An 18,059-nucleotide genomic window follows, 5' to 3' on the forward strand; every position below is an offset into this window, starting at 1 on the left:
CGCCGGTTTCAGGCCAGGACAGAACGCGTCCGCGTCATCGAGGAAGCGGGATGGAGATGCCCCTGCGTGTCACCTCGCGCGAGATCCTTGCGGGCGCCGCGCCGGCCCGCTCAACTCTTGTACTTGATCGAACACCCGTACGGCCGCGTGCTCGCGGTCGACACCGGTTTTCCGCCGAACACTTCGCCCAGCGCCTGGTTCACGTAGTTGGTGGCGGTCTTGATGTCGTCCGCGCGTGCCGAGGCGATGCTGTCGATGCCGCCGGCATACACCAGCGTGCCCTTGGGGTCGATGATGAAGATGTGGGGCGTGGTGCGCGCGCCGTAGACCTGACCGATGACACCGTCTTCGTCCATCAGCACGGCGGTGGGCGCGGCCTTTTGCGACTTCATCCAGGCGTCGAGCGCGTCGGCCTTCAGGTAGTCGCTGGCGGCGCGTTCGGTGGAGTTGATCGCGAGCCAGACCACGCCCTTGTCGGTGGCCGCCTTCTGCGTGGCCGGCATGTTGCCGCTGCCGTAGTGCTTGCGCACGAAGGGGCAGCCGGGGTTGGTCCATTCGAGCACCACGAATTTGCCCGCGAAATCGGACAGCTTGTGCTTGGCGCCGCTGGTGTCGACGGCGACGAAGTCGGGCGCCTGCTGGCCCACGGCGGGCGCGGCAAAGGCGTTGGTGCCCATGAGGAAGGTGGCGCCCAGCGCCACGGCGGCGGCCACGACGGCGCGGCGGGAAGCGCGGCTGAGGGCGGCGCGCGCCTGGCGCGCGGCGCGAAGGGAGCGTGAGTCGACAGTGGGCGAAAGCGTCATGGCCAGCTTGAACTCCAAAAAACAAAATTCCAAACAACAACTGCAGCTTAGAACGGTTTCTTCAAGTGCGTGTGACAACCCATGACAGCGGCGTTGTCATCTTTTTTCAATTCACCGCATCGGCGCTCAAAGCGCTGCCAACGCGGCGCGCACTTCGTCTTTGCTGAGGATTTCGGTCAAGACGACGGGCGCCTTGCCCGGCGCTTGCAGCACATACACCGGCACGCCACTGCGGCCCAGCGCGGTGAGCGCGGCGGTGATGGCGGGGTCGCGCCGGGTCCAGTCGGCGCGCAGCATGGCGACCTGCTTGGCGTCGAAGTCGGCGAGCACCTCGGCGTCGGCCAGCGTGCTCTTCTTGTTGTACTGGCAGGTCACGCACCACGCGGCGGTGAAGTCGATGAAGACGGGGCGGCCTGCGCCGGCCAGTTCACTCACGCGCTGGGCCGACCACGGCTGCCAGCGCTCGCCGTCGTTCGGTGATGCCGAGGCCAGCTTCGCCGTCGGCTCGGGCACCTGCACGATGTTGCGGCCGATGGCGCCGGCCAATACGGCGGTGAAGGCGATCATCACGGTGGCGATCACGACCCGTGTGCGTCCGCGCAGCGTGAACGCCCAGACCACGGCGGCCAGGCACACCAGCAGCGCGAGCAGCGTGCCCGCGCCGTCGATGCCGCTTTGCTGGCCCAGCACCCAGACCAGCCAGGCCACGGTCGCGAACATCGGGAAGGCGAGCAGGCGGCGCAGCGTGTGCATCCACGGGCCCGGCTTGGGCAGCAAGCGCGCCACGGCCGGCACGAAGCCCGCCACGAGGTAGGGCAGCGCGAGGCCGAGGCCCAGCGCCGCGAACAGCATCAGGGCCTGGGTGGCCGGCAGCCCGATGGCAAAGCCCAGCGAGGCGCCCATGAACGGCGCGGTGCAGGGCGAGGCGATCACCACGGCCAGCACGCCGGAAAGGAAGTCGTTGGCCAGCGGGTGCTTGGCCTGCGCGCTGCACACCGACTGCGGCGCGGCGCGGCCGAACTCGAACACGCCGGCCAGGTTCAGGCCGAGCAAGGTGAAGAGCGCCGCCAGCGCCGCCACCACGGCGGGCGACTGCAGCTGGAAACCCCAGCCGAGCTGGGCGCCGGCCGCGCGCAGCGCGAGCATGGCGCCGCCCAGCGCGAGGAACGACAGCATCACGCCGCCCGTGTAGGCCAGGCCCGCCTTGCGGTGCGCGCTGGCGTTGCCCGCCTGCCGCGCGAAGCCCAGCACCTTGATCGCGAGGATCGGGAACACGCAGGGCATGAGGTTGAGCAGCAGGCCGCCGAGCAGTGCGCCGAGCAGGGCGACCATGAAGGCGCCGGCGGGCTGGGCTTGCGCAGCGGCAGCAGGGGCCGCAGCCTGTGCGGCATTGGCCGCCAGCGCCGCCTGCAGCGCGGGCGACACCTCGGCGGCGCGCGGCGCGGCCGCAGCGGTGGGCCAGGTGCCCGACACCGGCGCTTCGGCGCGCCAGGCCATGGGCTGGCCGGCCTGGCGATCGGCTTCGGCCAGCACCACCACGACCGGCATGACGGTGGGGCTTTCGCTGCGCTGGTCGGCCAGCGGCATGGTGGCGGTCCAGGTCGCACCGTCCCAGGCCTGCGTCCAGTCCTTTCCGGAGACGGCGGCGGTGTGGATCACCTCGGGCGTTTCGGGGAAGAACTCGAGCGTCTTGCCGCGCACCGCGGCGGGCAGGCCGTCGAGGCGCACCTTCAGCTGCTGGCCGTCGACGGCGATGGTGCCGGGCGCGCCCAGCGGCTGCGGCTGCGCGGCCTGCGCGGTGTCGAAGGCCGCCTTGTTCAGCGCGGTGGAACCGCGCGTGGGCAGCGACAGCGTGAACTCGCCCTCTTCAGGAATGCATTCCTTGCGGCAGACCAGCCAGGAGGCCTGCAGCTTGATGTCCATGGCCGGCGATCCGCCGGTGAGCGCCACGTCGGGCTTGTAGAGCGTCGAAACCTCGAGCGGCACCGGCAGCAGCACGGTGTTCTCGTAGCCGTAGTTGGCGAGCGTGCCGACCGGGATCTTCTTGGGCACTGGCCAGGCGATCTCGCCGGTCGAGACGCCGGCGGGCAGCGTCCACTTCAGCTCGGTGGGCAGACCCGAATCGCCGGCGTTCTTCCAGTAGGTGTGCCACTCGGGCTGGTGGGTGATCTGCAGCCCGACCCAGACCGGCGCGCCGGGCGCCACGCCCTCGGGCGCATGGGCGACCAGTTCGGCGCGCACATGGGGGGTGGTGACCACGGCCCCGGTCTTCGGGGCCAGCTGGGCCGCAGCCGGCATGCAGGCTGCGGCGGTAGCTATCAGAAAGGGAGCGAGAGAGATGCGCGAAAGGATCATGCCGGTCAGTCGGAGCCAGAGGGCGGGGCGAAGTTCCTGGGGGCCGGGTCTTTCCGGGGGCTCAGGCCGCGGTGGCTGCGGTGGCCGCGGGCCAGCCCAGGACCACGCGCCGGGTGGTCGCGCTCTTCTTCTCGATCTTGGTGACGACCATGGCGCCGATTTCCGCCGTGTTGGCCACGTGCGTGCCGCCGCAGGGCTGGAAGTCGATCGACGGCGCGCCGCCGTCTTCGCCCGTGCCGCCGATGCGGATGGTGCGCACCGTGCCCGTGCCGCGCGGCGGCTGCACGCTCATGCTCTTGACCAGTGCAGGGTTGGCGTCGAGCTCGGCGTCGCTGATGGCGCCCACGGTCAGCGGGTGAGCGGCTTCGACCAGCTTCGCGAGGCCGGCGGTGAGCGTTTCCTTATCGAGCGGGTCGGTGATGTGGAAGTCGATGCGCGCGTACTCGGGCGTGATCGAGCAGCCGTTCACCGGCACCGGCACGAGGTGGCACAGCAGGTGGCTCGCGGTGTGAAAGCGCATCAGCCGGTGGCGGCGCTCCCAGTCGAGGCGGGCGGTGACGGTGTCGCCGGGCGCCAGCGCGGCCAGCAGTTCGGCCTGGTCGGGCGCGGGCACGTGAACGAATTCAGCGGTCGGCAGGCCCTCGGCGTCCTTGGCCTTGCGGGTGTCGACGATGGTGATTTCGCGGCCATCGGCGAGCACCAGCACGCCGGCGTCGCCGGCCTGCCCGCCGCCCAGCGGATAGAACACGGTGCGGTCCAGCACGATGCCGGTGTCGTCGAGGCGCAGGATGCGGGCTTCACAGGTGCGCAGGTAGGCGTCGGCGCGGAACAGGTCGTCGGTCATGCGGCGATGGTAGCGACGATGCGCGAAGGAGGTGCGCGCACGCCGGAAAGCGCCCACGACCGACACGCCCGCGCCGCGCGATTGCGCATGATCCGGCGGTCTGCGGCCGCCTGCCGCGCAAGGAATCTGCATGAACGCATCGCCGCACCTTCCCGCTCGCCTCGCTCTTTCTGCTGCGGCCGTGGCCGCCGTGCTGCTCGTCGCCGGCTGCGGCGAGGCCGCCAAGCTCGCGCCCGAGCTCACGATCGGCCCCCGGCCGCAGCTCGTCGATCCGAACAAGACGCTGATCCCCACCGTCAACGTGGCGCCCGCCGTCGGCTGGACCGACACCGCCGCGCCCACGCCCGCCGAAGGCCTGCGCGTGACGGCGCTGGCGCGCGGGCTGGACCATCCGCGGTGGGTCTACACCCTGCCCAACGGCGACGTGCTGGTGGCCGAGAGCAACAAGCCGCCCCAACCCGAAGGCAGCGGCGCCGGCGGCCCGGTCGCCGCGGTGCGCAACTGGGTCATGGGCAAGGTCATGGGGCGCGCGGGCGCCGGCGTGCCCAGCGCCAACCGCATCACGTTGCTGCGCGACGCGGACGGCGACGGCCTGGCCGAGGTGAAGCAGGTGTTTTTGTCGGACCTCGTCTCGCCCTACGGCATGGCGCTGGTCGGCAGCGAGCTCTTCATCGCCAACGCCGACGCGCTCGTGAAGGTGCCCTACACCGAAGGAGACACGTCTGCCCGCGCCAAGCCGGTGGTCGTGACGGCGCTGCCCGCGGGCATCAACCACCACTGGACCAAGAACGTCATCGCCAACGCCGACGGCAGCAAGCTCTACGTCACGGTCGGCTCCAACAGCAACATCGGCGAGAACGGCCTGGCGGCCGAAGAGGGCCGCGCCGCGATCTGGGAGGTCGATCCGAAGAGCGGCGAGAAGCGCCTGTTCGCGAGCGGCCTGCGCAACCCCAACGGCCTGGCCTGGGAGCCGGAGACGAACGCGCTGTGGACCGTGGTGAACGAGCGCGACGAGATCGGCAGCGACCTCGTGCCCGACTACCTCACCTCGGTGAAAGACGGCGCCTTCTACGGCTGGCCCTGGAGCTACTGGGGCGGCGTGGTCGATGCGCGCGTCACGCCGCAAAAGCCCGAGCGCGTGGCGAAGGCGCTGGCGCCCGACTACGCGCTTGGCTCGCACGTCGCGCCGCTGGGGCTGGTGTTCTCGAACCCGCGCGGCATGCCGCCCGAGTTCGCGAACGGCGCCTTCATCGGCGAGCACGGCTCGTGGAACCGCAAGCCCAAGTCGGGCTACAAGGTGGTGTTCGTGCCCTTCATCGGCGGCAAGCCGAGCGGGCCGCCGGTCGACATCCTCACGGGCTTTTTGAGCGCCGATGAAAAGGCGCATGGCCGGCCGGTGGGCGTGGCGCTCGACAAGAGCGGCGCGCTGCTGGTGGCGGACGACGTGGGCAACGCGGTGTGGCGCGTGTCGCGCAGCAAGCCCAACTGACGCGCACGCGCAGCAGAAGGGGCGATCAGCGCTGGCGTGCCGACGACAGGCGCGGCACCAACTGCGCCGCCGGCCCGTCGACGCGGCGCCGGCTGGTGTCGCCGCGCAGGTGGTCGAACAGCAGCGCAATCGCCTGCTGCGCGACCTCGTCCAGGTGCAGGTCGACGGCCGTGAGCGGCGGCACGCAGGTGCGGGCGCGCAGGCCGTCGTAGCGCGTGACGACCATCACGTCGTCGGGAATGCGCCGACCCGATTCGAGCACCGCCGTCACCGCGCCCGAGGCGAAGGCGTCCACCGGCACGCAGAAGGCGTCGATGTCGGGGTGTGCCGCCAGCAGCGCCAGCGCGGCCTGCCGGCCGCCGTTCTCGCCCTCGGCCTCGTCGACCAGCGACAGCAGCGGCGCCTGTCCGTGTGCGGCGGCGAAGGCCTGGTAGGCCGCCTGGCCTTCCACATACGAGTTGCGCGCGGCCGAGCCGAGGATCATCGCGACCTTGTGCGCGCCCTGGTCGTGCAGGTGTTCGAGCAGCAGGCGCGTCGTCTGGCCCGAGTGGATGTCGACATAGGGCGGCATCGCCGGCCCGTCGGCCGCTTCCTCGGCCGGCTTGCCGATGGCCACCACCGGCAGGCCGCGCCGCAGCAGGTACGCCAGGTTGGGGTCGCCCGCCGAGGGCTCGATGACCAGTGCGCCATCGACGTCGAGCAGCTCCATCGGCACCCGCCCGGTTTCCATGGGCGGCGCCAGCACCAAGGCCAGCCGGCGGTCGAGCGCCGCCGCCGCCGCCACGGCCGCCACTTCCATCAGGAAGCCGAGCCGCGACGGGCCGCCGGCCACCGCGAACGGCATCGACGACAGCAGCACGATCATGTGCGCCTCGCCCGTGCGCAGCCGCTGCGCATTGCGGTTGGGCCGGTAGCCCAGCTTCAGCGCCGCCTGTTCGACGCGCGCGCGCGTTTCCGCATCGACCTGGCCCCGGGCGTTGAGCGCGTGCGAGACGGTGGTCGGCGACACGCCCGCTTCGCGCGCCACGTCCTTGATGTTTGCCCGCGGCGATGGATTGGTGCTCATCCCGTTGACCTTTTCGAAAAGCGGTGATTCAATTCCCAAATCGTTTTGGGGCTCGCCGCCACGGAATGTACTTCACCCGCTTCGGCGGCTTTTTTTGCCAGTGCGCCCAAATCGATTTGGGTGCGGTCCCGGTTCAAGGATTCCATGATGTCCCGTGTTCCCGATGCCTCTGCTGTGCCCCCTGTCGTGCCTGGCGGCGCGTCTCCTGCCATCGCTCCGGTCGACGCGGTGCTGCCCCTGTCGCAACTGCTCCTGTTCGGCCTGCAGCATGTGCTGGTGATGGCCGCCGTGCCCATCACGTCCGTGTTCCTCGTGGCCAAGGCGCTGGGGCTGGAGTCCGCGCTCACGGTCAACCTGATCAGCGCCACCTTTCTGCTGTGCGGCGTGGGCACCTTGCTGCAGTCGTTCGGGCCATGGAAGTTCGGCGCGCGCCTGCCGTTCGTGATGGTGCCGGGCGGTGCGCCCATCGTGATGTTCGTGACCATCGCCCAGCAGCGCGACCTGCAGACCGCCTCGGGCGCGGTGATCCTCACGGCGCTGTTCTACTTCCTGGTGCTGCCGGTGTTCGCGCGCTGCCTGCGCTTCTTTCCGAAAATCGTCATCGGCACCTTGCTGCTGCTGGTGTCGATCAACCTCGTGAAGGTGTACGGCGGCATCATCGCGGGCAAGGCCGGCACGTCCACCTTTGCCGACCCGGTGAACATCGGGCTGGCTCTGGCGACCATCGGCTTCACCGTGCTGTTTGCGCGCGTGTTCAAGGGCACGCTGGGCCAGCTCGCGGTGCTGCTGGGCCTGCTGGCCGGCACGGTGCTGGCGGCGGCGTGCGGGCTGATGGACTTCAGCAGCGTGGCCGCCGGCCCCTTCTGGAGCGCCCCGACGCTGCTGCCTTTCGGCATGCCGCGCTTCGACCTGGTGGCGGCCGTGCCGCTCCTGATCTTCAGCATCATCTCGATGGTCGAGGCAACGGGGCAGACCGTGGCGGTGGCCGAGGTGGTGGGCCGCAAGATCGATCCGCGCGACGTGGTGCCGCGCACCATCCGCGGCGACGCGCTGGTGTCGCTGGCGGGGGGCTTCTTCGGCACCTCGATGATCATCACCAGCGGCGAGAACATCGGCATCGTGCGCGCCACCAACGTGCGCTCGCGCTACGTGACGGCCGCGGCCGGCGTGATCCTGGTCCTCATCGCGCTGTCGGCGCCGCTGGGCCGGCTGGCCAGCGCCATTCCTTCGGCCGTGGTCGGCGGCACCGCGATGGTGGTGTTCGCGATCATCGGCACCATGGGCATCGACATGCTGCGCAAGGTCGACCTGCACGAGCGCGGCAACATGTTCGTGCTGGCCGGCGCGCTGACCATGGGCCTGCTGCCCATCGTCGTGCCCGGCCTGTACAGCCGTTTCCCCGACACGCTGCAGCTGGTGCTGGGCAACGGCCTGGCCATGGGCTCGCTCACGGCGGTGGTGCTCAACCTGGTGTTCAACCGCGTGCAGGCCGACAGCCCGGCCATTGCACCTGCGCCGCAATGAGCGCCGCGCGCCTCTCCCTTTCTTTTCCCGTTCTCTCCTTTCACCATGTCTCCTGAACTCGATGCCGCGCTTTTCGCGGCCGACGAGCTGCTGCTCGTTCCCGACCACCTGATGCTGCGCGACGGCCCCGCCACCGGCCATGCCGTGCGGATCGAAGGCGGGCGCTTTCGCGACGTCGGCCCCGCCGAAGCGCTCATCGTCCGCCACCCGCATCTCACGCCGCGGCATCTGCCCGGCAAGCTGCTGATGCCCGGCATGATCGATGCGCACCACCACCTCACGCAGTCCTTCGGCAAGTCGCTGGCCTATGGCGAACCGTCGGAAATCTTCCGGCGCGTGTGGGTGCCGCTCGAGTCGAGCCTGGACGACGAGTTCGTCTACATGGCCTCCAAGCTCGCGGCGCTCGAATCGCTGCGCGGCGGCTTCACCACCGTGTGCGACGCGGGCACGCGCGCACCGGGCGACATCGGCGCCGTGGCCGCCGCCGTGAAAGAGGCCGGGCTGCGCTGCGTGCTGGGCCTGATCTGCAACGACGGCGGCAACGACAGCACCGCCGCCGACCGCCAAGCCATCCAGTCGCACGCCGCGCAGTTCCTGCAGCAGTGGTCGGGTGCAGAGCTGGTGCATCCCTCGCTTGCCATCTCGGTGCCCGAGGCCGCGTCCGACGAGATGCTGGTTGCCGTGTCGGCCCTGTGCGCCGAGGCGCGCACCGTGTTCCAGACGCACGTCAACGAGCACCTCGCCTCGGTCGAGCGCTCGGTCGTGCAGCGCGGCAAGCGGCCGCTGGAGCTGCTGGCGCACCTGGGCGCGCTCGGCCCGCAGGTGCTCATTGCGCACGGCACGCTGGTCACGCCGTCGGAGCTCATGGTGCTGCGCGACACCGACACCGCCGTGAGCTACAACCCCGTCGCCAGCCAGTGGAAGGGCAACGCCGTGGCGCCCGCGAACCTGATGGCCGCACTGGGCATCCGCTTCGGCCTGGGCACCGACGCCACGCGCAGCGACGCCTTCCGCCTCATGGACGCGGCCGAGGCCGCGCAGAAACTCGCCTTCGGCATGGCCATCGGCGATGCGTCGAGCGGCGGCGGCTGGACGTGGTTCGACCACGCGACGCACGAAGGCGCGCGCGCCGTGGGCCTGGGCCACCTCACGGGCGAGATCGCCGTGGGCAAGGCGGCCGACTTCCTCATCGTCGATGTCGACACGCCCGAGATGTGCACCTCGGTCGATCTCACGTGGGACCTCGTGCGCCTGGGCAACCGCGACCAGATCGTCGCCGTGTTCGTCGACGGACGCCTGCGCCTGTGGGAAGGCTGGCCGCCCGACTGGGATGCACGCGCGCTGCAGCGGCAGCTCGCACATGTCGCCCATGCGGCGATGGACCGCGCGCCCATCGTGCGGCTGCATCCCCCGGCGGCCACGCACCGCCGCCTGGCCACGGAGCGGCATTCGCAGTGAGCGCGCAGCACCTCTTTCTCGTCTCCATCGCCGTGCTGATCGCCGCCTTCGTGCAGGGCGCGACCGGCGTGGGCTTTGCGCTCATCGCGGCGCCGGTGATCGGCATCGTGCGTCCCGACCTGCTGCCCGTGTGCGTGCTGGTGCTGATGCTGCCGCTGAACTTCTACGTGATGTGGCGCGAGCGCGGCGCCATCGACCGCACCGGCGCCAGTTGGATCACCGGCGGGCGCCTGCTCGGCACCGTCGGCGGCCTGTGGGTACTGGCGGCGCTGAGTGCGAGCCATCTGTCGCTGTTCGTCGGCGCATCGACCATCGCGGCGGCGCTCGTCACCTTGATGATGCCGGCCTTCTCGCCGGGCCGCACCGCCTTCGTGGCGGCGGGGCTCGTCACCGGCGTCACCGAAACCGCGACCGGCATCGGCGGGCCGCCGCTGGCGCTGGTCTACCAGCACCAGCCGGCGCCCACCATGCGTTCGACGATTGCGCTGTGCTTCCTGGTGGGCGAGCTGGTGTCGTTGGCCACGCTGATGGTGGCGGGGCGCATCGATGGTTCACAGCTCTACGCTGCGGCCTTGCTGCTGCCCGCGCTCGTCGTCGGCGCGGTGCTCAGCCGTGTGGTGCATCGCCGCATCAACGGCCGCGTGCTGCGGATCTTCGTGCAGGTCTTTGCGATCGTGTCGGGCGCCGCGCTGCTGCTGCATTCATTCTGAAGCGCTGCGCGTGGCCTGCCATGCCGCGCGGCCGATGCGGAACAGCCGGTGCCGGCGCAGCGCATGGCCTTCGGGCACCGCCGGGTGCTCGAAGGCGCCGGCCACGTCCTCGTGCATGCCCAGGCGTTCCATCACCGCAGCCGAGCGCACATTGCGCTCGGCGGTGAACGCCACGATCTCGCCGAGTGCGAGTGGTTCGAATCCGACCTGCAGCGCGCCGCGCGCCGCCTCGGTCGCGAAGCCCTGGCCCCAGCTGGCGCGCGCAAGGCGCCAGCCGATCTCGACGCAGGGCGAGAAAGGCAGTGAAGCCATCGGCACGTTCAGGCCGGTGAAGCCGATGAACTCGCCCGTGTCCTTGCGCTCGACGGCCCAGAAGCCCCAGCCGTTCTTCGCGATGAGCGCTCGGGCACGGTCTGCCGATGCATCGCTGTCGGCGCGCGTGGGCAAGGGCAGCAGGAACTCCATCACCTGCGGGTCGCAGGCCAGCGCGAAAAATGGCGCGAGATCGCTCTCGCGCCATTGGCGCAGCCGCAGGCGCGGCGTGTCGAATTCGATGATGAGGGGCGGGTGTGTGCTTTCTTCGGTCATGCGACCGATTGTGCGCAGATCAGAACCCGGCCAGCACCACCTTGCCCTGCGCCTTGCCGCTCTCGATGAGCGCATGCGCCTTCTTCAGGTTCGCGGCGTTGATGGTGCCGAAGCTCGCATTCGCCGTGGTGCGGATGCGGCCCGCGTCGACCAGCGCGGCCACTTCGGCGAGCAGCTTGCCTTGCTCGGCGATGTCGGACGTGGTGAAGCGCGAGCGCGTGAACATCATTTCCCAGTGCAGCGAGATGCACTTGGTCTTCAGCGGCATCGCGTCGAGCACCTTCATGTCGTCGATCACCGCGAGCTGGCCCTGGGGCTTGAGGCTTTCGATGATCTGCGCGTAGTGCTGCTCGGTCTGCGTGAGGCTGGCGACCATGTCGACTTCGTCGATGCCGGCGGCCTTGAGTTCAGCGGCGAGCGGCTTCGAGTGGTCGATGACGACGTGTGCGCCCAGTGCCAGGCACCATTCGCGCGTTTCGGCGCGCGAGGCGGTGGCGACGACGCGCAGCTTGGTGAGCTGGCGCGCGAGCTGGATGAGGATGGAGCCCACGCCGCCCGCGCCGCCGGTGATCAAGAGCGTCTGGCCTTCGCCGCCGCCCTTGGGCACCTGCAGGCGGTCGAACAGCAGTTCGTAGGCGGTGATGGTGGTCAGCGGCAGGGCGGCGGCTTGTGCGTCGTCGAGACTCTTCGGCGCGAGGGCGGCGATGCGCTCGTCGACCGCGTGCAGCTCCGAATTGGCGCCGGGGCGAATGATCGAGCCGGCGTAGTACACGCGGTCGCCGACCTTGAAGTGCTGCACGCCGCTGCCGATGGCCTCGACGGTGCCGACCGCGTCCCAGCCCAGCACCTTGGCCTGGCCGGCTTCGGGGGCGGCGTTCTTGCGGACCTTGGTGTCGACCGGGTTGACCGACACGGCTTTCACGCGCACCAGCAGGTCGCGGGCGCCGGGCACCGGGGCGGGGAGTTCGATGTCCTGCAGCGATTCGGGGTTGTCGATGGGGAGGGGCTGGTAGTAGCCGACGGCTTTCATGGCAAAGGACCTTCTTCTTTCTGAAACGATGGCTGAACTGTAGGATGACAACGTCTGTTTGATAAGGTGGGATGAATCACCAACACTTTCAAATGAAGATTGAAAATATATCGGACCTGCAGGTGCTCGTGCAGACGGCGCGTGGCGGCACATTGACGGCTGCGGGGCATGCGCTGGGGATCACGCCCGCCGCGGCCAGTGCGACGTTGAAGCGGCTGGAGACGCAGTTGGGGGCGCGGCTGTTCGAGCGGTCGACCCGGGCGATGCGCCTGACGCCGCAGGGGCAGACGCTGCTCGACTATGCGGTGCGTGCTTTTGAACTGCTGGACGAAGGGGAGTCGCTGGTCACTGCGGACCGGGGGGAGCTGGTGGGGACCTTGCGGGTGGCCTCGCCGTCGGACCTGACGCGCAGCACCTTGCTGCCATGGTTCGACGAGTTTCTGGCGCTGCATCCGGGGGTGCAGTTGTCGCTGTCTGTCGGGGATCGGCCCCTGGACGTGATGCGCGATGAGGTGGATGTGGCGTTGCGCTACGGGGCGCTGGCGGATTCGCGGTTGGTGGCGCGGGCGTTTGCGATGACGAACCCTGTGCTCACGGCTTCACCGGACTATCTGCGTCGGCATCCTTTGCCTCGGGTTCCGCAGGATCTGCTGCAGCACAACTGCCTGACGTTCAACCGGAGTGGGCGACGGCACCGGGTGTGGCGGTTTGCGCAGTTGGGGCAGTGGACGGAGGTGCGGGTGAATGGGAATCGCAGTGTGGACGATGCTTCGCTGGCGCGGGAGTGGACTGTGGCGGGGTATGGGATTTCGCTGAAGTCTGCGTTGGATGTGCGGGAAGACATTCGCTCAGGGCGGTTGGTGCGGCTGCTGGCGGATTGGGAGACGGAGCCTTATCCGTTGCATGCGCTGTTGCCCAGTGGGCGGTTTGTGCCGGCTCGGGTTCGTGGCTTTGTTGATTTTTTGGCGTTGAAGTTCGAGGGGTTGTTGGCTTTGGGGTGAGTTTTTGAGGTGGCTGGCCGGGACTCGCCCCGGCAGGCGACCTACTTTTCTTTGCTTCGCCAAAGAAACGTAGGCAAAAGAAAGGCGACCCCACTGTCCGCGTCCCTCCGCTTCGCTGCGGGCAACCTGCGGTGCTCGCGTTTCGCGGGGTCTCGCCCAAACTCGCTTCGCTCAAACAAGGGCGAGCCCTGATCCGCGAAACGCTCCGCTCCTCGGCGCGGCCAGAGGGGAGGGGGCGCACTCGGGCCATCGCTGCGCTCGGCCTGGGAGATCGCATCACTGCGTTCGCTCCCCGGCTGGATTTACTCCCTCTCCCTCTGGGAGAGGGTTGGGGTGAGGGCAGCGGCCTTCGAACCCGCGATGTCCGTCATCAAATCATCGGCGTCACCGCCCCATCCATCGCCACGATCGCCCCCGTCACATAACTCGCCTTCGCCGACGCCAGGAACAGCACCGTATTGGCCACTTCCTCCGGCGTCGCAATGCGCCCCAGCGGCAGGCGCGCAGTCGCGCGCTCCAGCGCCTCATCCGTGCCGATCCCTGCCAGCTTCGCATCGGCCTTCATGCCTTCCTGCAGCCGCGCAGTCAGCGTGAGGCCGGGGTTCACGGCGTTCACACGCACGCCCTTGGCCGCATAGGCCGCGGCCATGCCCGCACTCACAAGCATCAGCGCGGCATTGGCCGCACCGCCGGCCATGTGCACGGGGCTCGCGACCTTGCCGCCCTGGCCGATGACGTTGACGATCGCGCCGCGGCCGCGCGTGCCCATGCGCTTCACGACCGGATCGATCATGTGGATGTAGGTGAAGTACTTGGCGTCCATCGCGTCGTGCCACGCGGCGGGCGTGAGTTCGTCGGGTGGGGTGCGGCGCGCGGCGCCTGCGGAGTTGACGAGCACGTCGACGGGGCCGAAGGCGTGTTCGGCGGCGTCGAGTGCGGCGACTGCGCCGGCGGGATCTTTCAGGTCGGTGGCGTGCAGGGAGACGCGGCCTTCGGCTTGCGGGAATGCGGCGATCAGCGACTGCTGGCCCTGCTGCAGGTTCTGCAGGTCGCGCGAGACGAGGCTCACGCGTGCGCCTTCGCGCAGGAAGCCCAGCGCGCAGGCCAGGCCGATGCCCTTGCTGCCGCCGGTGATGAGAACGTGCTGGTCCTGGAGCTGGAGGTCCATGTCGGGGTTCCTTGAGGGAAGAAGGTGATTCGATCGCGGCGCTGTCGTCGCCGCCGCGATTGAATCACCGCCCCGAAATTCCTGCAGCGATGCGGCCGAAAGGCCGCGGGGTCTGGCCCTGCCTCAGGCCTTGCGCTTCGACGGCACCGCTTCTTCCAGCGCGGCCGGCGCGGTGTCGGTGGCGTCGCGCAGCTGGCCGTGGGTGTCGTGGTGCGCCAGCAGCTGGCGCGTGCGCTGCCAGGTCGACAGGCGCGCGGGCGCGACCTCGATGTACGACGCCAGCGCGAACAGCGACGACTGCTCTTTTTCCGGCGGCGTTTCGCGCCGGTGCTGGCGGCGGCGCAGCGGGCCCATGACCAGCATCGAGGCGAGGATCACGCCGATGACGATGGCGTACAGGCCCAGCAGCTGCAGCACTTCGGGCTGGGAACGCGCACCCATCACGTAGGGCCATGCGTACCAGAGGGCGCAGAACCAGATCGCGACGGTGATCGCCGGGCGCAACGCGCGCAGCCACAGGAACATGGCCAGGGTGCGTGCCGGCGAGCGGCCGTTGCCGAAGGCGTGCAGCGGGATGCGCGCGGCGTCGATGATGGGTTCGTCCATCGCGGGTTGGCCCCACGAGCGGGTGCGGGGCGGCGGGGCTTCGTGGACCGTCGGCGAAGAAATCGGGTGTTCAGGATGCATCGGAAGAAACTCCTCGGTCAGGGCTCGTCCACACCGCGCGCTTGCCGCGACGGCGTATCAGGGCTTTGGGAAGGGCGACCACCGTGGTGGCCATCGTGATCGTCCAGAACGCGATCGGGTACCAGATCGTTCCAGCGAAATAGCGCATGAGGTCGCGGTCGTAGCGACGGTCGATCCACAGGCTCAGCAGCATCTGCAGGATGCAGGTCATGGCCAGCAGCGTGCCCTGCCAGTGCGGCAGCAGCGCGGAATGCCAGGCCGACTCATGCGGCAGGAAGGGACGGATGAAGCTGATCACCAGCACCAGCGCCATCGCATAGGCCCACACCACGCTCACCATGTACTCGCTGTAGATGAGCCACAGGCGCCAGCTGCGCAGGCGCAGGATGGACGGCGTGATGCGCAGCATGGTCTGGATGCCGCCGATGGCCCAGCGCAGGCGCTGCTTCCACAGGCCGCGCAGCGTCTCGGGCATGAGGATCCAGCACAGCGCGCGCGGTTCGAAGCGCAGGCGCCAGCCGGCGAGCTGGAGCTTCCAGCTCATGTCGATGTCCTCGGTGAGCACGTCGGGGCTCCAGAAGCCCACCTCGAGCACGGCGCGGCGGCGGAACATGGCGAGCACGCCCGACACCGTGAACAGCGTGCCGATGAGCTGCTGCGAGCGCTTGATGAGGCCGATGATCGACGAGAACTCGCCCACCTGCATGCGCCCCAGCAGTGTGGTGCGCGTGCGGATGCGCGGGTTGCCGGTGACCGCGCCGATGCGCTCCGAGGCCAGCATGCGCTTGAGCATCCACGCGATGGCGTTCGGGTCGACCAGCGCGTCGCCGTCGATGCCCAGGATGTACTCGCCGCGCGCCAGCTGGCAGGCGGTGTTCAGGCCCACGGCCTTGCCCTGGTTGCTGGCGTTGTGGACCACGCGCAGGCGGCTGAACTCGAGCGTCATCTGGTCGAGCAGCTCGCCGGTGCCGTCGGTGCTGCCGTCGTTGACGGCGATCACCTCGTAGTTCGGGTAGTGCGTGCGCATGAGCTGCTCGATCACTTCGCGCAGGTGCGGCGCTTCGTTGAAGCAGGGCACGACCACGGTCACGAGCGGCTGCGAGGGCAGCAGCGGCAGCGGGTCGACCTCGACATCGCGCTTGCGTTCGAACGACCACGCGTGCGAGAGGCCGCCCGCGATCCACACCCACGCCATGAAGAACGGGTAGTAGAAGACGAAGCCGAAGAGCACCGGCGGAATCAGGTCCACCAGCATCTGGAGCGTGTTCATCGGGGCTTCCCTCCTTCAGGCGGCAGCGTGGCGGCGTCGTGGTTGCGCCGGGGTGCGCGCGACAGCAGCGAGCGCACCGAGATCGCGCGGCGCACGGTCTCCAGCGAGGGCTGGTTGTTCAGAAAGTCGTCGGGGTAGTAGCCCAGGTGGCGCACGCCGGCGCGCTGTAGCAGCGTCCACTGGCGCGTGAGTTCGGCGTCGGGCACGGGCTTGCCGGTGCGCCAGTCGCGCGCTTGCAGCTCGAACACGGTGCCGTCGAGGCCGCGCGGCGTAGCGGCCGCGCGCTGGGCGAGGCGGCCGAGCCAGGCGTCGCTGTCAGCGGCGGTGCGGGCTTCCTGCTCCATGCGCGGCATGGCCATGAGGCCGACGTAGTCGTAGGCGGCGAGCGAGGCCTCGTAGTTCTGCGCGAACCACTGTTCGGCAGCAGGTTCGAGCACCGGCCGCGCGTAGAGGTTGCGCGCCGTCTCCAGGCCCGGGCGCCAGGTGCCGACGCGCGCTGCCAGCTCCTGCGTGAACTCGATCAGGTGGCGGGTCTTGGCGGTGGTCCAGCGCGCCATGAGCGCGGGGTCGGCGCGCAGCGCGGCCACGTCGGCCGGCAGGCCCCAGCGGCGGTAGGTGTCGAGCGCGGCGGGGCTGGCGTCCTCGTCGTCCGAGAGCATGGCGTCGTCGTGGAACAGCAGGCCCTCGAAGAAGGTGTGGCGGCCCAGGTCTTCGTACAGGTCGCCGACCAGCGTGCGCACGGCGGGGTCGAAGGGCGAGAGCCGGTGGTAGCGGTCGGCCGGCGTGTCGCCCTTCAGCGTGCGCACCGTGTGCGTGGCGAGCGGGTTCGACGCCGGCAGCCGGTAGGCGGTGACGGGCATCCACGCGTAGACCTTCACGCCGGTGCGGCTGCGCAGCTGCCAGGCGGCGCGGGCGAACAGGTCGGCGCGCATCGGCAGGTGGCGGTTGGGAAAGTACAGCGCGTCGGCCACGCCGTCGCCGTCGGGGTCGGCGTAGGCCTGCAGGAACACCGAGCGCGGGCGCACGGCGGCGACACGCTCGATCAGCGCCGAGAGGTTGCGCTCCTGCTGGGCCGGGTCGGGGTCGTACACGTAGTCGAGGTCGACGTGCATCACGCGGTTGATCGGCCGCACCTCGCCGCCCACCGGGCTGCGCAGCATCTGCACGTAGTCGGGCGCTTCGTTGTCGTAGGCGGCCAGGGCGCGGCGGATGCGGCTGAGCGGAATCTCCTTCGTGTTCGCGCCGTCGTCGAGCGTGAAGGTGATCGGCATGCCCACGCGCGCCGAGGCTTCCAGCGCGGGCGTGTTGTAGGCGCCGTAGGGCCACACGGTGGCGCGCACCTTGGCGCCGGTGCGTTGCTCGATGAGTTCGCGGCTGCGGCGCAGGTCGGCCTCGATGCGGCGCAGGTAGGCGGCGTCGTCTTCGTAGCGGCCGGTGGCCGGGTCGTAGCGGTGCGTGGCCGCGGCGGGCAGCATGTTGCCTTGCGGGTTGGCCTGGATGCCGGTGTGCATCGCGTCGGTGTGGCTCGCGAACTCGACCAGCGGCGAGCGCGCCATCTCGGCGGCTTCGCGCCACAGCAGGAAGTTCTCGCGCGGCGCGGGCTTGTCGCCCCAGTGCACGGGCTGGCCTTCGGGCACTTCGAGCCAGCTCGTCACCAGCGCGAACAGCGCCGGGTAGTTGAAGCGCTTGAGCAGCGGGAACACGTGGGTGTAGGCGCTGCGGTAGCCGTCGTCGAAGGTCAGCAGCACGGGCTGCGCCGGCAGCGGCTTGCCGCCTTTGCGCGCATCGAGGATCTGCTGCAGGCTGACCGGGTGGTAGCCGCTGTGCTGCAGCCAGGCGAACACTTCGGCGAGCGTGCGCTCGTCGATGGCGGTTTCGTCGGGCGAGGTCTCGAAGCTGGCGCGCACGTTGGGGCGCACGTCATGGAACGAGATCACGCGGAAGTCGACACCGTTGTCGGGGTCGGCGGGCAGCACCGGGGCTGCGAGCACAGGCAGCGAGGCCGCCAGCAGCAGCCCGAGCAGGGCTGCGCGCAGCCGGCGGAAGAAGGTGGGGGCTTGCATCAC

At 69.7% G+C, this 18,059-nt stretch carries 15 protein-coding genes; 5 read left to right on the top strand and 10 right to left on the bottom strand.

The features are described from left to right. Window positions 1-110 precede the first annotated feature (110 nt). From CLU95_RS18155 to CLU95_RS18165, 3 genes are all read right to left on the bottom strand, one after another. Window positions 111-803 carry a thioredoxin family protein gene (locus tag CLU95_RS18155; protein WP_180288635.1) on the bottom strand — a complete coding sequence of 231 codons (693 nt, stop codon included), beginning with the start codon at window positions 801-803 and terminating at the stop codon, window positions 111-113. A 126-nt stretch (window positions 804-929) separates the two neighbouring features. Beyond that, entirely contained in the window at window positions 930-3,158 is a 2,229-nt protein-coding gene (locus CLU95_RS18160; protein WP_180288636.1) for a protein-disulfide reductase DsbD family protein, read from the bottom strand. 61 nt (window positions 3,159-3,219) lie between these two features. Beyond that, window positions 3,220-4,002: an alanyl-tRNA editing protein gene (locus CLU95_RS18165; RefSeq protein ID WP_099797370.1), complete on the bottom strand. Its 783-nt coding sequence runs from the start codon at window positions 4,000-4,002 to the stop codon at window positions 3,220-3,222. A gap of 130 nt (window positions 4,003-4,132) precedes the next feature. On the opposite strand from CLU95_RS18165, the gene CLU95_RS18170 reads away from it, so the two are divergent. Next, a complete protein-coding gene (locus CLU95_RS18170) occupies window positions 4,133-5,491 on the top strand; it encodes a PQQ-dependent sugar dehydrogenase (RefSeq protein WP_099794895.1) in 1,359 nt (452 codons plus the stop codon). Between the two features lie 25 nt (window positions 5,492-5,516). Here CLU95_RS18170 and CLU95_RS18175 read toward each other — a convergent pair whose 3' ends face one another. Beyond that, complete coding sequence (locus CLU95_RS18175; RefSeq protein ID WP_099794896.1) at window positions 5,517-6,557, bottom strand: LacI family DNA-binding transcriptional regulator; 1,041 nt, start codon at window positions 6,555-6,557, stop codon at window positions 5,517-5,519. Window positions 6,558-6,704: 147 nt separating this feature from the next. Between CLU95_RS18175 and CLU95_RS18180 the strand changes: the two genes are divergently transcribed. Genes CLU95_RS18180 through CLU95_RS18190 form a run of 3 tightly spaced genes read left to right on the top strand, consistent with a single transcriptional unit; the run spans window position 6,705 to window position 10,249 of the window. After that, complete coding sequence (locus CLU95_RS18180) at window positions 6,705-8,081, top strand: uracil-xanthine permease family protein (protein WP_099797371.1); 1,377 nt, start codon at window positions 6,705-6,707, stop codon at window positions 8,079-8,081. Between the two features lie 45 nt (window positions 8,082-8,126). Beyond that, window positions 8,127-9,539, top strand: coding sequence for an amidohydrolase family protein (locus CLU95_RS18185; protein ID WP_099794897.1), 1,413 nt, complete (start codon window positions 8,127-8,129; stop codon window positions 9,537-9,539). Further along, on the top strand, window positions 9,536-10,249 hold the full coding sequence (locus CLU95_RS18190) for a sulfite exporter TauE/SafE family protein (RefSeq protein ID WP_099794898.1): 714 nt from the start codon (window positions 9,536-9,538) through the stop codon (window positions 10,247-10,249). Before CLU95_RS18185 ends, CLU95_RS18190 begins: the two co-directional genes overlap by 4 nt. On the opposite strand, the gene CLU95_RS18195 is transcribed toward CLU95_RS18190, so the two are convergent. After that, window positions 10,241-10,837, bottom strand: a complete 597-nt coding sequence (locus CLU95_RS18195; protein WP_099794899.1) for a GNAT family N-acetyltransferase — start codon at window positions 10,835-10,837, stop codon at window positions 10,241-10,243. The two genes, CLU95_RS18190 and CLU95_RS18195, sit on opposite strands and share 9 nt — an antisense overlap. A 19-nt stretch (window positions 10,838-10,856) precedes the next feature. Continuing rightward, window positions 10,857-11,867 carry a zinc-binding alcohol dehydrogenase family protein gene (locus tag CLU95_RS18200; RefSeq protein ID WP_099794900.1) on the bottom strand — a complete coding sequence of 337 codons (1,011 nt, stop codon included), beginning with the start codon at window positions 11,865-11,867 and terminating at the stop codon, window positions 10,857-10,859. A gap of 92 nt (window positions 11,868-11,959) precedes the next feature. Between CLU95_RS18200 and CLU95_RS18205 the strand changes: the two genes are divergently transcribed. Further along, the gene (locus tag CLU95_RS18205; protein ID WP_099794901.1) at window positions 11,960-12,868 is read left to right on the top strand and encodes a LysR family transcriptional regulator; all 909 of its coding nucleotides are present in this window, start codon (window positions 11,960-11,962) and stop codon (window positions 12,866-12,868) included. 370 nt (window positions 12,869-13,238) lie between these two features. Here the strand turns inward: CLU95_RS18205 and CLU95_RS18215 are convergent, their stop codons facing one another. The 4 genes from CLU95_RS18215 to pgaB all read right to left on the bottom strand — a co-directional run bounded on the left by CLU95_RS18215 (window position 13,239) and on the right by pgaB (window position 18,056). Beyond that, complete coding sequence (locus tag CLU95_RS18215) at window positions 13,239-14,036, bottom strand: SDR family oxidoreductase (RefSeq protein WP_099794902.1); 798 nt, start codon at window positions 14,034-14,036, stop codon at window positions 13,239-13,241. Between the two features lie 123 nt (window positions 14,037-14,159). Further along, window positions 14,160-14,723 carry a poly-beta-1,6-N-acetyl-D-glucosamine biosynthesis protein PgaD gene (pgaD, locus tag CLU95_RS18220; protein WP_099794903.1) on the bottom strand — a complete coding sequence of 188 codons (564 nt, stop codon included), beginning with the start codon at window positions 14,721-14,723 and terminating at the stop codon, window positions 14,160-14,162. Next, window positions 14,713-15,993 carry a poly-beta-1,6-N-acetyl-D-glucosamine synthase gene (pgaC, locus tag CLU95_RS18225; protein WP_099794904.1) on the bottom strand — a complete coding sequence of 427 codons (1,281 nt, stop codon included), beginning with the start codon at window positions 15,991-15,993 and terminating at the stop codon, window positions 14,713-14,715. Before pgaC ends, pgaD begins: the two co-directional genes overlap by 11 nt. Next, window positions 15,990-18,056 (bottom strand): poly-beta-1,6-N-acetyl-D-glucosamine N-deacetylase PgaB, encoded by a 2,067-nt coding sequence (gene pgaB, locus CLU95_RS18230; RefSeq protein ID WP_099797372.1) that lies wholly within the window; start codon window positions 18,054-18,056, stop codon window positions 15,990-15,992. The genes pgaC and pgaB overlap by 4 nt, the downstream gene beginning before the upstream one ends. Between the last annotated feature and the right edge of the window lie 3 nt (window positions 18,057-18,059).

Origin of the sequence: Variovorax sp. 54, assembly GCF_002754375.1 — a bacterium.
Lineage (GTDB): Bacteria > Pseudomonadota > Gammaproteobacteria > Burkholderiales > Burkholderiaceae_C > Variovorax.